Annotated in this window: 11 protein-coding genes; 2 read left to right on the top strand and 9 right to left on the bottom strand. The window is 68.4% G+C overall.

Translation table 11 applies throughout. From position 1 onward, the window contains the following. Window positions 1–56: 56 nt before the first annotated feature. From ABZ827_RS01040 to ABZ827_RS01015, 6 genes are all read right to left on the bottom strand, one after another. Window positions 57–893, bottom strand: a complete 837-nt coding sequence (locus ABZ827_RS01040; RefSeq protein ID WP_357230953.1) for a shikimate dehydrogenase — start codon at window positions 891–893, stop codon at window positions 57–59. After that, the gene (gene mltG, locus ABZ827_RS01035; protein ID WP_357230950.1) at window positions 883–2,397 is read right to left on the bottom strand and encodes an endolytic transglycosylase MltG; all 1,515 of its coding nucleotides are present in this window, start codon (window positions 2,395–2,397) and stop codon (window positions 883–885) included. The genes ABZ827_RS01040 and mltG overlap by 11 nt, the downstream gene beginning before the upstream one ends. Continuing rightward, window positions 2,394–2,990: a Holliday junction resolvase RuvX gene (gene ruvX / locus ABZ827_RS01030; RefSeq protein ID WP_357230947.1), complete on the bottom strand. Its 597-nt coding sequence runs from the start codon at window positions 2,988–2,990 to the stop codon at window positions 2,394–2,396. The genes mltG and ruvX overlap by 4 nt, the downstream gene beginning before the upstream one ends. Continuing rightward, the gene (gene alaS / locus ABZ827_RS01025) at window positions 2,990–5,668 is read right to left on the bottom strand and encodes an alanine--tRNA ligase (RefSeq protein WP_357230944.1); all 2,679 of its coding nucleotides are present in this window, start codon (window positions 5,666–5,668) and stop codon (window positions 2,990–2,992) included. The genes ruvX and alaS overlap by 1 nt, the downstream gene beginning before the upstream one ends. Before the next feature lie 36 nt (window positions 5,669–5,704). After that, entirely contained in the window at window positions 5,705–7,081 is a 1,377-nt protein-coding gene (locus tag ABZ827_RS01020) for a replication-associated recombination protein A (protein ID WP_357230941.1), read from the bottom strand. 887 nt (window positions 7,082–7,968) lie between these two features. Continuing rightward, window positions 7,969–9,135, bottom strand: coding sequence for a kinase (locus tag ABZ827_RS01015; RefSeq protein ID WP_357230938.1), 1,167 nt, complete (start codon window positions 9,133–9,135; stop codon window positions 7,969–7,971). Between the two features lie 191 nt (window positions 9,136–9,326). Here ABZ827_RS01015 and ABZ827_RS01010 point away from each other — a divergent pair, with 191 nt between their 5' ends. Then, window positions 9,327–10,343, top strand: a complete 1,017-nt coding sequence (locus ABZ827_RS01010) for a hypothetical protein (protein ID WP_357230935.1) — start codon at window positions 9,327–9,329, stop codon at window positions 10,341–10,343. Window positions 10,344–10,576: 233 nt separating this feature from the next. On the opposite strand, the gene aspS is transcribed toward ABZ827_RS01010, so the two are convergent. Continuing rightward, window positions 10,577–12,400: an aspartate--tRNA ligase gene (gene aspS / locus ABZ827_RS01005; RefSeq protein WP_357230932.1), complete on the bottom strand. Its 1,824-nt coding sequence runs from the start codon at window positions 12,398–12,400 to the stop codon at window positions 10,577–10,579. A gap of 148 nt (window positions 12,401–12,548) precedes the next feature. On the opposite strand from aspS, the gene ABZ827_RS01000 reads away from it, so the two are divergent. Continuing rightward, window positions 12,549–13,469: a neutral zinc metallopeptidase gene (locus ABZ827_RS01000; RefSeq protein WP_357230929.1), complete on the top strand. Its 921-nt coding sequence runs from the start codon at window positions 12,549–12,551 to the stop codon at window positions 13,467–13,469. A gap of 9 nt (window positions 13,470–13,478) precedes the next feature. Here the strand turns inward: ABZ827_RS01000 and ABZ827_RS00995 are convergent, their stop codons facing one another. Both ABZ827_RS00995 and ABZ827_RS00990 read right to left on the bottom strand, forming a co-directional pair. Further along, the gene (locus ABZ827_RS00995) at window positions 13,479–15,071 is read right to left on the bottom strand and encodes a hypothetical protein (protein WP_357230926.1); all 1,593 of its coding nucleotides are present in this window, start codon (window positions 15,069–15,071) and stop codon (window positions 13,479–13,481) included. Continuing rightward, complete coding sequence (locus ABZ827_RS00990; protein ID WP_357230923.1) at window positions 15,068–15,385, bottom strand: type VII secretion target; 318 nt, start codon at window positions 15,383–15,385, stop codon at window positions 15,068–15,070. The genes ABZ827_RS00995 and ABZ827_RS00990 overlap by 4 nt, the downstream gene beginning before the upstream one ends. Window positions 15,386–15,527 lie beyond the last annotated feature (142 nt).

Genomic DNA, 15,527 nt, shown 5'->3' with positions numbered 1-15,527 from the left:
GCAAAGCTAGAACCCGTTACAGAAGATCGGGGGCAAACTGCGTGCTCACCGGGCAATCAGCCCAGGTCGGCGAGAGCAGCCGCCATCGCCGACCGCGGGGCGGGTTGCCCGGTGAATTGTTCGACCTGCCCGTAGGCCTGTTCGAGCAGCATCTGCAAACCACTGATCACGGTATGCCCCGCGGCGGCGACCGCTTCTGCCATCGGTGTGGGCCACGGGTTGTACAGGGCGTCCAGCACCACCGGTGCCGAGGCCACGGATCCGGCGACCACCGCGGCCGCCTGATACGGGACCGTGCTGATCACCGCTCCGGCCCCCGCGCAGCGCCGCGCCAGCTCGGGCGAATCGAAGCCGATCACCTCTGCTGTCGCGCCGAGCCGTGCGGCGAGCTCGCGCGCGCCCGCCGCGCGGCCGGCGTCACGGGCGACGATGGTGACCCGCTGAGCACCGAGCTCGGTCAGCGCCAGTAACGCCGGTCGCGCGGTGCCACCCGCGCCCAGCACCACCGCCTCGGACAGTCCGGCCACCCCGCCACCGCGCAGTGCGCCCAGGACACCGTCCACATCCGTACAGTCGGCCCGCCAACCGGACTCGGTCCGGACCAGGGTGTTGGCCGAGCCGACGAGCACCGCCCGTTCGGTCCGTGCACTCGCGTACGCCAGCGCCGCTTCCTTCCCCGGCATGGTCACCGATAACCCGACCCATTCCGGACCCAGCCCGTCCACCAGCCGGGGCAATTGCTCGGCGGTGCATTCGATCCGGTCATAGGACCAGTCCAGGCCGAGAGCCCGATAGGCCGCCCGGTGCAGTTGCGGGGATCTGGAATGGGTGATGGGGCTACCGAGTACGGCCGCCCGCCGCGAGCCGGGCGCTGTCTCTTCTTCAGCGCCCACTGTCGAGGATCCCGCTGTTCAGAGCCTGTTCGATATTCTGCAGATGCTCGCTGTAGCTCTTGGTGAACAGCGTCGTGCCCTGTTGGTCGACGGTGACGAAGTACAGCCAGTCACCGGGTTCCGGTTTCTCCATCGCCTGCAACGCGCCGATCGACGGTGACGCGATCGGCGTGGCGGGCAGCCCGGCCATCGCGTAGGTATTCCACGGCGTGGTCTGCGCACGGTCGGCATCGGTCGTCGCGAGCTCCGTTTTGTCGAGCGCGTAATTGACCGTGGAATCGAACTGCATCGGCTGACCGACTTCGAGCCGGTTCAGGATCACCCGGGCGACCTTACTCATATCCTGGGGCAGCGCTTCACGTTCCACCATGGAGGCGCCGATCAGTGTTTGGTACGGGCTCAGTCCGTTGGCGCCGCCGGATTGCAGGACTCCGGTGGCCTCGTAACTCGCCGCACTCTCGCTGACCAGTTTCCGCAGGATTTCCTGGGCAGAGCTGTTCGGATCGAAATCCCAGCTACCGGCGGCGATCAGACCCTCGAGCTGGCGGCGCCGGTCGGGCACCTGCCGCACATTCTCCATCGCCCATTCGGGTACCCCGAGCGCGGCGAGATCGGTGCTCGCACCGGCTTCTTCGAGCTGTTCGTAGGTAACACAGTGGCGCTGATCGCCGGCACCGACACAGCTGGCGGTGGCGATCTTGGTGTAGATCCCCTCTTTGCGCGCCCCGGTGTTCACATCGTGCTGATCGTGCAGCTGCCGGCCCTCGGAGATGACCATGGTGCCCACCCGCGATTCGGGCGCGATCAACGCCGCGACCGCGTCCTTGGCCGGGCTCCGCTCCGGGACCGCGTAGTAGCCGGGCTGTACGGAGCTCATCCCCTCGTTCTGCACCGCCGCCTCGTAGAAAGCGTCCGAACTCGCCACGACTCCGGCCTCGGCCATCGTGGCCGCGATCTCGGTGGCGGTATCGCCGTCCGCGACCTGAACTACTACCGGCGCGCCGCCGGGTCCCGCGAAATCCTCGGGCGGGGTGTAGCGGTTGACGATTTTGTACACACCGGCGCCGACGACGAGAACCAGCACAATCGCGGCAGCCGCCCAGAACCACTTCCGGCGGCGACCCCCCTCTTCTTGTTCGCGGGCCCTGCGGGCGGCCGCCCGGCCACCGCGGCGCGGCCCGGGGCGAGCACCGGCCCGGGTGCGGGTACGCCGTCGCGGTTCCGGATCGGGCTCGGGTTCGTCGTCGTAGTCGTACTCGTCGTCGTCGATGTACTCGTCGTCATCGACATAGCGGGGAATGACCGCGGTGTCATCGTCTTCGTAGGGGTCCCAGCCGGGATCCGGCCGGTCGTCCCGCCCCGGGGCACCGGCGACCGGCGGGGCTGGCGGCGGGGCTACCGCCCGGCGGCGGGACCGCTCCCAGGCCTGGTCGTCGCGGCGGTACCGCCGCTCGGCCTCGCGCTGCCGGAATCGCGCCTCCGCCTGCGCCCACCGATCCGTCATACATCGTCTCCGAACAACGCGGTACGTGCCGCGTCCTCGGCCGACCTCATCATCGAACTCCGTTCGTCCAACCAGCTCTGCAGGATCGATACAGCAGCCGCTTGGTCGATCACCTGCCGCTGTCCACGTGCTCGGACACCACTGTCCCGCAGAGCGCGTGCAGCAGACACCGTAGTCAAACGTTCGTCGGAAAGGCGGATCGGCACTTCGGGCAGCGAGTCGCGCAACTTTCCGGCGAACTCGACCGCCAGCCGCGCCGCGGTACCACTCTCGCCGCGCAAGGTCCGGGGCAGCCCGACGATGATCTCCACCGCCTCGTATTCCGCCGCGATCGCGACGATCCGCGCGATATCCGCGCCGGCTGGCGTTGTACCTCCGGAACCCCGTCCGGACTTGCGGCCGCGGCCGGTCGCCCCGGCCCGCGGCACGGTCTCCACCGGAGTCGCGAGGACGCCGTCGGGATCACTGGCGGCCACACCGATCCGGACACTTCCCACGTCGATTGCCAGCCGCCGGCCGCGGCCGGGATCGGAATCGGGGTGCGGCCGATCGACCGGAGTGTCCGGAGTACCCGGGCCGGAATCAGCCGCCATCAGCCGGCGTGTGCGCCGATATGGTCCCGGACCGCCGCCAGGCCCGCCTCGATACCCGACGGGTCCGAACCCGCGCCCTGGGCCATCTCCGGCTTTCCGCCACCGCGTCCGGAGATACTCGGGCCGAAGACACCGACCAGCGCACCGGCGGCGAAACCGAGTTCCTGGGCCGCCTTGTTCACGGTCACGACGAACGGCACCTTGCCCTCGTTATTTCCCAGCAACACCACGATGGCAGGCGATGAGCCCAGCCGTCCGCGGATATCGGTCGCCAGCGTGCGCAGATCGCCGGCCGCCACGCCCTCCGGCGCCGCCGCGGCCACCAGCAGTACCTCGCCGATCCGTTGCGCGCCGTCGGCATAGGAGCCGGCGGAGGACAATACCGCCGCGACCTTGGTGCGCTCGAGTTCCTTCTCGGCGACCTTGAGCCGGTCCACCAACTGTTCGACCCGGCCCGGCACCTCATCGGACGGCACCTTCAGCATCGAGGCGACTCCGGCCAGCAGCGCCCGCTCCTTCGCCAGATGCCGGTAGGAATCCAGACCGACGAACGCTTCCACGCGGCGCACACCCGACCCCACAGAGGATTCACCGAGCAGAGTGATCGGGCCGATCTGCGAGGAATGCCCCACATGGGTGCCACCGCAGAGCTCCATGGAGAACGGTCCACCCATCTCCACCACCCGCACGCGATCACCGTAGTTCTCGCCGAACAGGGCCAGCGCACCCATTTCCCGGGCCTTCGGCAGATCTGTGACGAAGGTGTTCACCGGGTAGTCGGCGCCGACACCGTCGTTGGACACCGCTTCGATATCGGCCTTCTGCTGTTCGGACAGCTGGCCCTGCCAGTTGAAGTCGAATCGCAGATATCCGGGTTTGTTCATCGAACCGGCCTGTACCGCGTTCGGTCCGAGGATCTGCCGCAGCGCGGCGTGCACCATATGGGTACCGGAATGTCCCTGGGTGGCGCCGCGCCGCCAGGCCGGATCCACCTGGGCCAGCACCACATCGCCCTCGGTGATCTGGCCCTGTTCCACCGTGCACCGGTGCACCCACAGCTTCTTCGCGATCTTCTGCACATCGTTGACCGTGAGCTTGGTACCGGACGCGGTGATCGTCCCGCGGTCGGCGATCTGGCCGCCGGATTCGGCGTAGAGCGGGCTACGGTCCAGGATCACCTCGATATCGGTTCCCGCGAGCGCGGTCGGCACGCGCACCCCGTCCCCGATCAGCGCCAATACGGTTGCCTCGGAAGTGAGTTCGTCGAACCCGGTGAACTCGGTATCGCCTCGATCGACCAGTTCCTTGTACACGGACAGATCGGCGTGGGCGTGCTTACGCGCATGAGCGTCTTCCTTGGCACGCTGCCGCTGCTCGGCCATCAGCGATCGGAAACCCGCCTCGTCCACCGAGAGTCCGGCCTCCGAGGCCATCTCGAGGGTGAGGTCGATCGGGAAGCCGTAGGTGTCGTGCAGAGTGAAGGCGTCGGCACCGGAAATCGTGCCGGTCCTACCGGCCGGCGTGGCCGCCTTCACATCCTCGACGGTTTCGTCGAACAGCCGGGACCCGGTGGCCAGAGTTTTGCGGAACGCCGTCTCCTCTCCGACCGCGACCGTATCGATCCGCGCGAAATCGGTGGCCAGTTCGGGGTAGGAGGGCGCCATCTGGTCGCTCACGACCTTCATCAGCTGGTGCATCACCGGCTGATCGGCACCGAGCAGCCGGGCCGAGCGCACGATCCGGCGCAGCAGCCGGCGCAGCACATACCCGCGTCCGTCGTTGCCGGGGTTGACGCCGTCGGAGATCAGCATCGCGGAGGTGCGCGCGTGGTCGGCGATAACCCGGAACCGCACATCGTCGGCGTGTTCGACGCCGTAGGACCGGCCGGTCAGTTCCTCGGCCTTGTCGATGATGGGGCGCAGCAGATCGGTTTCGTACACATTGTCGACGCCCTGGAGCAGCAGCGCGATCCGCTCGATCCCCATCCCGGTATCGATGTTCTTATTCGGGAGCACACCCACCGGCGGGTGACCCAGTTTGGGGCTCTCCTCACCACGGATGTCCTGCATGAAGACCAGGTTCCAAATCTCCAGGTAGCGATCCTCGTCCGCGACCGGTCCGCCGTCGCGGCCGTACTCGGGGCCGCGGTCGTAGTAGATCTCGGAGCAGGGCCCGCCGGGACCGGGCACACCCATATCCCAGTAGTTGTCCTTGCCGTCACGGAACTGGATCCGCTCGTCGGGGATCCCCGCCACCTTCCGCCAGAGCTCGGCGGCCTCGGGATCGGCCTCGTAGGCGGTGACCCAGATGCGCTCCGGATCGAAACCGTACCCGCCGTCCTCCTGCGATCTGGTGATCAGCTCCCAGGCGAAGCGGATGGCATCTTCCTTGAAGTAATCACCGAAGGAGAAATTTCCGGCCATCTGGAAGAAGGTGTTGTGCCGGGTGGTGACGCCGACTTCCTCGATATCACCGGTGCGCACGCATTTCTGCACGCTCGTCGCGCGTGGATACGGCGGCGTCTGCTGCCCGAGGAAATACGGTTTGAACTGCACCATGCCCGCGTTCACGAACAGCAGATTCGGGTCGTCGAGAATCAGCGATGCACTGGGCACCTCCGTATGCCCGGCACGAACGAAATGGTCCAGGAATCGGCGTCTGATCTCGTGGGTCTGCACAGATATCCAGCCTACCGGGGCGGCGCACCCGATTTATCACCGAGCCGGATTTGCGGGTCGCAGGCCGCGGATGATCCTGCGCAGCGTGCTCACCCGGGGCCCGACGGTACGTTCGTTGCCGTGACCCGTGGGGTGGTAGTAGTCCACGCCGACCAGTTCGTCCGGCGGGTATTGCTGAGCGAGCACCCCGTCCGGGTCGTCGTGCGGATAACGGTAGCCCTGTGCGTTGCCGAGCCGCGCGGCACCGGAATAGTGCCCGTCGCGCAGATGCGGCGGTACCGCACCCGCCTTACCCGCCGCCACATCGGCCATGGCCGCGCCGATGGCCGCCACCACCGCCCCCGATTTCGGGGCGGTGGCCAGGTGGATGGTCGCCTGGGCCAGCGCCAGCCGGGCCTCCGGCAGGCCGACCAGCTGCACGACCTGCGCGGCGGCGGTGGCGGTCTGCAGCGCGGTCGGGTCCGCCATGCCGATGTCCTCACTGGCGTGGATCATCAGGCGGCGGGCGATGAAGCGTGGATCCTCACCGGCGGTCAGCATCCTGGCGAGGTAGTGCAGTGCGGCGTCGACATCGGAACCGCGGATGGATTTGATGAACGCACTGATCACGTCGTAGTGCTGATCACCGGCCCGGTCGTAGCGGACGGCGGCCCTGTCGATACTGGCGGCGACGAGGTCCAGATCGATCCGGCCGTCGAGCGAGGATTCCGCGGAGGCCTCGAGGGCGGTGAGCGCGCGGCGGGCGTCACCGCCGGCGATCCGGACGATATGGTCGACGGCCTCGCCGGTCACGGTGTACTGCCCGTCGAGACCGCGGGGGTCGGCGAGGGCACGGTCCAGTACGGCCCGGATATCGTCGTCGCCCAGCGAATGCAGCTGCAGCACCAGCGAGCGGGACAGCAGGGGCGACACCACCGAGAACGAGGGATTCTCGGTGGTCGCGCCGACGAGCAGCACGATCCGGTTCTCGACGGCTGCCAGCAACGCGTCCTGCTGGGTTTTGGAGAAGCGGTGCACCTCGTCGATGAACAGCACAGTCTGCTCGCCCGCGGTCAGCCGGCGGCGAGCCACATCGATGACCGCCCGCACCTCCTTGACCCCGGCCGACAGCGCGGACAAGGCCTCGAACCGGCGGCCGGTCGCATGGGATATCAGCGAAGCCAGCGTGGTCTTACCGGTCCCCGGCGGCCCGTAGAGCAGCACGGACGCTGCCCCTGACCCATCGACCAGGCGACGCAGCGGTGAACCCGGGCCGAGGAGGTGCTGTTGCCCGACGACCTCATCGAGCGCCGCGGGCCGCATCCGGACCGCGAGCGGCGCCCGGGCACCGGCCTCCCGCGCGGCCTGATCCGGGGAGGCGACATCCGGCGCCGCGTCTCCCCCACCGGGCATATCGAACAGACCGTCACTCATGACTCCTGTATATATTGCGCAGCCTCCGGGGTCGCGGGGTCGGGGGCCTGTTGACTCCGCTCTCGACTTGACGCTGCTCGTGAGGCAGACCATCTAGCCCCGCTCTCGGCGTAGACCATCTAGCCCCGCTCTCGGCGTAGACCATCTAGCCCCGCTCTCGGCGTTGACCATCTAGCCCTGCTCTCGGCATAGACCATCCGTGAAGGGGCGGGCTGAGTTATTGGAGCCGCTCCGCGGCTCGAGGGTGGGGCCCTGTTAACCCGGTTCTTCACTCCCGGCGCTCGGTCGCTGCGCTCCCTCGCTCTGGTCGCTCCAGAACCGGGCGGGCCCCACCCGGAAATGCTGACCCCTGCGAAATGGTGTCGGCAGTCAGCGCCCAGTCGGGGCAGACCCGGCGGACACGGCCACCCCGAGCCGGAACGAACGGACCGAACGCGAACAGCGACCGACCCGCGAGGAATAAAGACCCACGGATGGCCCAGCTCCCATCCTTCAAGTTCGGCCGACCTTTGCGGGCGGGGCCCGCCCCGCTTCTGCAGCGACAGAGCGAGGGAGCGCAGCGACCGAGCGTCGGAGTGAAGAAGCGGGGCTAATAGGGCCCCGCCCTCGAGCCGCGGAGCGGCTCCAATAACACAGCCCGCCCCTTCACGAACGGTCTCCCTCCCGCCCCTCCGCGCGTGGTCTCCCTCCCGCTCCATCGCGGCCGGTCTACCTCCCGCCCCTTCGCGGCCGGTCTACCTCCCGCCCCTCCGCGGCCGGTCTACACCGAAAGCACGGATCGCCTACACCGAAAGCGCGCATGGTCTACACGAAAGCGCAGATCGTCTATGTCGAGAGCACGACCCCGATAGCCCTGACCCCGCACTGCCGCAGGAGGCGCCGAAACCTCAGCTCAAGTGTTCATCCAGAACCGCGCAAACCGCCTCGGCGAAATCACCGACCGCGTCGTTACCGAGGCAGCGTGCGTCTTCGGCCAGTCCGGCCCAGCGGTTGAGCAGGGCGTCCGAGCGCGGTACCGACAGTCCGTGTTCGCGGGCCGCCGCGATGCGCGCGTGATCGGCGGGCAGGAACCAGTAGGTGCTCAGCCAGACCCAGATCAACCGGGCTTCGAGGATTTTCTCGGCCAGTAGGGCATCGTCGGCGAGTGCCGGCCAGACACCGACCACCTCGGCACGCCAGGCCTCCACCATCTGCGTGGCCCGTTCCCGGGACAGTTCGATATCGCACAGGCAGCCGGGGAACGAGACCAGCGCGTACGCGATATCGAGGGTGGCGTCCCGGAATCCGCCCCATTCGTAATCGAGGATGCGGGCACCCTCGTCGTTGATGATCACATTGTCCGGGCACAGATCCGAGGGGCTGAACGCCTGGAACCGGCCGCCGGCGAACAGCCGGGCACCGTGGGCGATCTGTTCGGTCACCTCGTCGGGCACCTCGATACCGAGTTCACGCCCCAGCATCCCGGGTACCTCCGCGACCGCGGCCTCGGCCTGCTGGGCGATACCGTCCACCCGGTGCAGGCCGTCGACCCGGCGCAGCAGCGCCACGAAATCGGGTTCGCGCCCGACGGTCGCGGCATGCATCCGGCCGAGCGCCTGCGCGAATGCCATCATCGCGTTGCGGGTGGCGGGTTCGGCGCCGGAAAGGAGCACATCCGTGAGCTTGGTGTTCTCGCCCAGATCACTGAGCACGAGCAACCGCTCGGGCAGGCTGTGCGCGATCAGATACGCGCCGGGGCGTTCGTCGCGGCTCAGCGCGGTGGTGAACTGATAGGACACCGCCTCCCGGAGGAAGGCTGAATCGACGCTCGCGACACCCGGCATGATCGTGACGTTCTTGGGGTCGGCGACAGCGCCGCGCACCTGTTTGACGATCAGGGTGCGAGGTAGGGAAAAAGCGTTCTCGGCGACCCGTACCCGCAGGACGGTCGTCCGTCCACTGCCACTGAGTTCGGTGGGATCGCTCAGTTTCACCGGAGCACCCATTCGCTTTGTGAGCAACTGTTGCGCCGCGGATACGACTTCGGTGGCTCGTTCGGCCAGTAGTGCAGTCATCGCATCTCAAGTTACTCGCATTCGGTCACTTCTAGCGAGCGGTTCAACAACCTTTCCGTGTCGCCCGGCGTGTCAGGCGTGTTCTCCGCCGCATCTACGGCCTGCTTGACAGCGCCGCGCGGGTCGGGTTTTCTCGATCTGAACTGCTGTGCGCCACACCGGAAACCCGCCACGCCGAAAGGTATGCCAGCGTGACCGACACTCCGCGTTCCGTCCCCGATTCTCCCGGCGACCCGGACACGGCAGGTAAACGAGCCGCAGCCGGGGAGCCTCGGCCCGGCGCCGGATCCGATACCTCCGCAGACGCTCCCCGGACCGCTGATTTCCCTGGTGGAGTGGTACACAATCCCGGTCAGAGCGCACCGGCCGCGGGTGAGATACCCGCCACCCCCGCCGCCGCGCATACCGCGCCCACCGTCACCGACGAGCCGGTCCCGCCCGGGGCCGGAGCTCAGCCGGACGCGCCGCCGCGGGGCGGCACAGTTCAGGACCCGGCCGACGGGCAGCCGGTCTACGGTCCGCCCGGCACCGGGCCGGCACCTGATTCGCAGGTCTACGGCTATCAGACGCTCGGCACCGGAATCCCCGGCCGGCTCGATATCGGGCATGCGATCAGTTACGGCCTCGAGAAGTTCCGCCTCAATCCCGGCCCGTGGGTCGCGGTGACCTCGCTCGGCTTCATCATCTACTTGCTGTTCTTTCTGGTGGCACGGCTCACCGAGCCACGGTCCGCGGCTCCGCTGCTGGTCCTGTTCGCAGCCGTCATAGCCGGTCTATGGGTGCTCCAGGCTGCCCTCGTGCGCGGGGCACTGTACGAAACCGACGGCTACCGACCGGGTTTCGGCTCCTACTTCTACCTCGGCAATCTGGGTAACGCGTTCCTCACCGCGCTGCTGGCGTTCCTCGCGACCACCCTCGCCTCGGCGCTGTGCCTGTTTCCCGGGATCCTGGTGGGTGCCGGCTGTATGTTCTCGCTGCATTTCGCGATCGATCAGGGCCAGACACCGGTCGAGGCGATCAGATCCAGCTTCGTACTGGCACTGCAGGATCCATGGCGGGTCCTGCTGCTCGTACTGACCGTCGTGGTGGTGACCTGCCTCGGCTTGCTGGCCTGTGGGTTCGGTCTGCTGGTGGCCGGGCCGGTGGCGGCGATCGCGGTCACCTACGCGTACCGCACACTCACCGGCGGCGCGGTATCGCCGGTTTGACGGTGCCGCCGCTCATCCGGCGGCAAGGAGCCGGCCGGACCCATTTCGCCGCCACCGCACCCGATGCCGACCCGGACATCGGCTAGGGTCCGCCCCGTCTGTTCGACCTCCGCTACCCGGTGGCCGCGGCGCCGTCGAGCGGGGTCGCCCGTGACACCGCACTGCGACAACAGCTCTGGGCGGCCTCCGAGCACGCGACCGGTCTCCGCTACCCGTCCACGCGGAAAATCCGCCTACCCGGCGCTTGCCGCCGTCGCGGAGGCCTTGGCCGAACCACCGGTCTCGTCGTCACTCTTGCCCTGGGGCCGGGCATCCAGACCCGCCTCCTTGCGCTGCTGCGCGGTGATCGGCGCCGGAGCGTCGGTGAGCGGATCCACGCCACCGCCGGTCTTCGGGAAGGCGATGACCTCGCGGATCGAATCGAGGCCGGCGAGCAGCGCGACGATCCGGTCCCAGCCGAACGCGATACCCCCGTGCGGGGGCGCGCCGAACGCGAACGCGTCCAGCAGGAAGCCGAATTTCTCCTGCGCCTCGGCCTCGTCGATCCCCATCACCTGGAATACGCGTTCCTGCACGTCCTTACGGTGGATGCGGATACTGCCGCCGCCGATCTCGTTCCCGTTGCAGACGATGTCGTAGGCGTAGGCGAGCGCGGAGCCGGGGTCGGTATCGAAGGTATCCATCGATTCCGGCTTCGGCGAGGTGAATGCGTGGTGGACGGCCGTCCACGCCGAATATCCCAGCGCCACATCGCCGCTGGCGGTCGCCTCGGCGGCCGGTTCGAACAGCGGGGCGTCCACGATCCAGACGAACGACCACGCGTTCTCGTCGATCAGCCCGACCCGCTGCGCGATCTCCGACCGCGCCGCGCCGAGCAGGGCCCGCTGAGCTTTGGCCGGACCGGCCGCGAAGAACACACAGTCGCCCGGCTGGGCGCCGACATGGGCGGCCAGCCCCGCGCGCTCGGCCTCGCTGAGGTTCTTGGCCACCGGACCGCTGAGTTCGCCACCCTCTCCCACGAGTACGTAGGCCAGCCCCTTGGCGCCACGCTGTTTGGCCCATTCCTGCCAGGCATCGAGCTGGCGCCGCGGCTGGCCCGCACCACCGGGCATCACGACCGCGCCCACATAGGGCGCCTGGAACACCCGGAACGGTGTCTCGGCGAAGTACTCCGTGCATTCGGTGATCTCCACCCCGAAGCGGAGGTCCGGTTTATCGCTACCGAAACGGCGCATCGCCTCGGCATAGGTCATATGCGGGATCGGGGTCGGGATCCGGTAGCCGATGAGGTCCCACAGCGCCACCAGGATGTCCTCGGCGAGCAGGATCACGTCCTCCTGCCGCACGAAACTCATCTCGAGGTCGAGCTGGGTGAATTCGGGCTGGCGGTCGGCCCGGAAGTCCTCGTCCCGGTAGCAGCGCGCGATCTGGAAGTAGCGTTCGATACCACCCACCATGAGCAGCTGTTTGAACAGCTGCGGGCTCTGTGGCAGCGCGTAGAAGTTGCCGGGTTGCAGCCGCGCAGGCACCAGGAAATCGCGGGCGCCCTCGGGTGTCGACCGGGTGAGCGTCGGGGTTTCGACCTCGACGAATTCGTGCTGCGCGAGCACGCTGCGGGCGGCCGCGTTCACCTTCGACCGCAGCCGGATGGCATGGGCCGGCGCTTCCCGGCGCAGGTCCAGATAGCGGTACCGGAGCCGGGCTTCCTCACCGGGCTGCTCGTCGAGCTGGAACGGCAGCGGCGCGCTCTCGTTGAGCACCTCGAGCTCTTTGACGTCCACCTCGATCGCACCGGTCGGCAGTTCGGGGTTCTCGTTGCCCTCGGGCCGCGGTTCGACCACACCGACGATCCGTACGCAGTACTCGGCGCGCAGCCGATGCGACTGCTCGGCTGCCGGGCCCTCCCGGAAAACCGCCTGGGCCACGCCGGAGGCATCCCGCAGATCGATGAAGATCACGCCACCGTGATCACGCCGCCGCGCCACCCAACCGGAAAGGGTCACGGTCTGACCGGCCTGTTCGCTTCGCAACGAACCGGCCAAGTGGGTGCGCAGCACGGGATTCCTTTCGACGTTCGGAACACACCGGGGACGGCCACCGGATGCGGTTGCCATCGTAGTGTGCCCCGCCGAGCAGGCGGAAACGGATATATTGCGAGGGTCGAGCAAAGTCGTAGCAAACACGTTCTCGGACGGGACGCATGCCATGACCTTCAACGAAAATCTGTCGATCGACCCGGGCCGGGCCTCCTCGGGCGGCGGGCCGGGCCGCAACGGCAAGCTCGCCCTCGGCGGTGGCGCCGGCGGGTTGATCGTCTTGGTGATCGCCCTGCTGATGGGCGGCGACCCCGATACGACACTCGGCCGTTTCACGGGCGCGCAGGACACGCAGAGCAGCCCCACGGCGGCCACCCCTGAGCACTGCCGGACCGGCGCCGATGCCAACACCTACGTGGACTGCCGGGTGGTACTCACCGCACAGAGTCTGGATGCGGTGTGGGGGCAGGAACTGCCGAACCAGACCGGGGTCGCCTACGAACCGCCGGACCTGCGCCTGTTCACCGGCTCGGTATCCACCGGCTGTGGCTACGCCACCAGCGATGTCGGCCCGTTCTACTGCCCCGCCGACCGGACCGCGTACTTCGACGTGGGCTTCTTCCAGGAGCTCGTGGACCGGTTCGGCGCCACCGGCGGCCCGTTGGCACAGGAGTACGTGGTCGCACACGAGTTCGGCCATCACATCCAGACCCTGCTGGGCGATATCGGCCGCGCCCGGCAGGATCCGCAGGGGCCGGAGTCCGGCGCGGTGCGCACCGAACTCCAGGCCGACTGCTACGCCGGTATCTGGGCCCACTACGCCGATCGGACACCCGCGCCCGGTGCCGATACACCGTTTCTGCGGCAGCTCGACGACGGGGACATCCGGGACGCGCTATCGGCCGCGTCGGCGGTCGGCGACGACCGTGTCCAGGAGTCCGCGCAAGGCCGGGTGAATCCGGAGGCGTGGACGCACGGCGCGTCCGAGCAACGGCAGAAGTGGTTCCTCGCCGGATACCGCACCGGCGAGGTCCGGGCCTGCGATACCTATTCGGCGACCGACCTCAGCAGCCCGCTCGGCCTGCGCTGACCCGGAAGTTCAGAACTGGCTGTCGTAGCCGGCATCCTCGTCGGCGTCCACCGCGCCGATGACCTCCGGCGCCGATTCCCCCAGCGGCCCGGTGAGATCGTCGTTACCGGTCGCACTGCGATACGACTCGACGGTGCGGTCGTGTTCCTCGTCGCTGTTGCGCTGCCCGGCCGCCGCCGCGCCCGGCGCACCACCCATGAACGAACTCGATGCGGGTGAGGTGGCCGCGGGAGGCATACCGGTGGGCAGACCGCCCGGCCGGGGCATGTTCGTCATCGGCGGCGCGGTGGCGCCCGGGACCCCGGGCACCGACGGCGCGCCGGGCGTACCCGGGGTCCCACTCGGCGAACCTGTCGACAACCCGGGACTACCGGTCGGCATACCGGGGCTGCCCGGACTGCCTGTGGTCACCCCGGCGGTCGTCGTCGACGCCGGATCACCAGTGGTCGACCCCAGCACGGACTCCAGGCCCGATGGATCCGAGGCGAGGCTCTGCGCCTGCTGCAGCATCGGCTCGCCGACACTCTGCGCCACGTTCTGCGCGGCCTGGGCGGCCTGCTGACCGTCGACACCGAGCAACTGCTGCACCACACCGCTCAGTTCCCCGGTCTTGCCAGCGAGGTCACCGCGGGTGATGTTGGCAACGGTCACGGCCTGGCCCAGATGCTCGGTCGCCGAGGCGATGAGCGCCGCCTGCGCCGGCGGTGTCATCACCACCGGGGCGAGGGCCGTCGCCTGACCGAGAAATGATGCGGCAATCGTGGTGAGCTGCGCGTTGCCCTGCTGCACCACCGCGGCTGCGGCCTGGGTCATCGCCGAGATATCGAATCCGCGCTGGCTGGTCTGCAGCCCGGAGTTGTTGGCTTCCTGCCCGGCCGTCTGCGCGGTCTGGGCGGCCTCGCTCTCCCACGACTGCCCCATCGTGGACAGACTGCTCTTCCCTACACCCATGGCCACCTCGATGACCTTGGATGCCTGACTCAGGATGGCCGTCGGATCCAGCGCACCGATCACACCGGTACCGAAACTGCTCAGCAGATCGCGAATCGGCGCGAAAAGCACATCGATACCGGGCAACGCCGGCAGCGCCGCCCCACCGAGCAGCGCACCCACCGGATCGGCGGGGAGCGCCGGGGCCGCGGCGCCGGGAACACCCGCCGCGGGCACACCGGAGGCGCCCCCGGCCGCCCCCAGCGCTTGACCGAGGACTCCCTGGGCCGCCTCGACCGCGGGGGCCGCGGCCTGGTTGACCGCACCCAGCAGGTGATCGGCCCGGCCCGAAACGTCTTCGGCGGCGCCGGCCAGGATGTCCTGGGGACTGTCGCCGCCGAGCCCGGAAAGGCCGGGAACACCGGCCGGCATACCGGCAGTCGCGGGCGCATCTTCGGAAACCCTCTGCGACAGGACGAATTCCGGGGATTCGACCGGTGCTTCGCCTTCGGGAACCTGTCCCAGCGGCACGTCCTGGATCGCCGCGCCGGGATCGGGTGCGACCGCCGGCGCCGCGGCAGCGGGCACGGTAGCGGGTGCGGCCGGCACCGCCTGCTGCAACTCGGGCGCGATCAAACCCGTGGAACCGGCAGCGTTGTCGAGTGGTTTCACAGCGCGCCCCCCACCGCACCGAGCGCGCCGGCGTTCCCGTCGTCGGTGGTGTCGTAGTTGAGGGCCGAGGAGAAGGCCGCCTGGGACAACTGCTGGTACTTGGCCGACAGATCGTTGATATCGCGGGCCTGCAGCACCTGGGCGGCGGCGAACATGGCCAGATAGTCGGCGCCGATCAACCCGAAAACCGGTGTCAGCGCGGCGATATTCTTCAGGGCATCGATATTGGCGACACCCGCGATCTCGGTACCGATTCCGGCATTGGTGTTACCGAATACCCGCAGCGCGTCGGTTTCCACCGAGGTAATACTCATCGGGCTCCCCCCTGATACGTCATGAACATCATCGTGGCCACCGCGTGAAACTTCTCGTGTGCCGCAACGACACGCACCCCTGCGGCACACCAAATGGTTGCCGCCCGAATATAGCCCAACCCGCCGCCCCCGCACGAGACCG

Source organism: Nocardia sp. NPDC019395, assembly GCF_040632335.1.
In the GTDB taxonomy this organism is placed as follows: Bacteria; Actinomycetota; Actinomycetes; order Mycobacteriales; family Mycobacteriaceae; genus Nocardia.
Note: the sequence above shows the minus strand (reverse complement) of the source record. Positions and strands in the feature narration are given on the sequence as shown.

Coding starts and splice junctions, on each gene's coding strand:
- mltG (WP_357230950.1), bottom strand. CDS start 2,397: ATGACGGATCGGTGGGCGCAGGCGGAGGCGCGATTCCGGCAGCGCGAG.
- ruvX (WP_357230947.1), bottom strand. CDS start 2,990: ATGGCGGCTGATTCCGGCCCGGGTACTCCGGACACTCCGGTCGATCGG.
- ABZ827_RS01020 (WP_357230941.1), bottom strand. CDS start 7,081: ATGAGTGACGGTCTGTTCGATATGCCCGGTGGGGGAGACGCGGCGCCG.
- ABZ827_RS01015 (WP_357230938.1), bottom strand. CDS start 9,135: ATGACTGCACTACTGGCCGAACGAGCCACCGAAGTCGTATCCGCGGCG.
- ABZ827_RS01000 (WP_357230929.1), top strand. CDS start 12,549: ATGACCTTCAACGAAAATCTGTCGATCGACCCGGGCCGGGCCTCCTCG.
- ABZ827_RS00990 (WP_357230923.1), bottom strand. CDS start 15,385: ATGAGTATTACCTCGGTGGAAACCGACGCGCTGCGGGTATTCGGTAAC.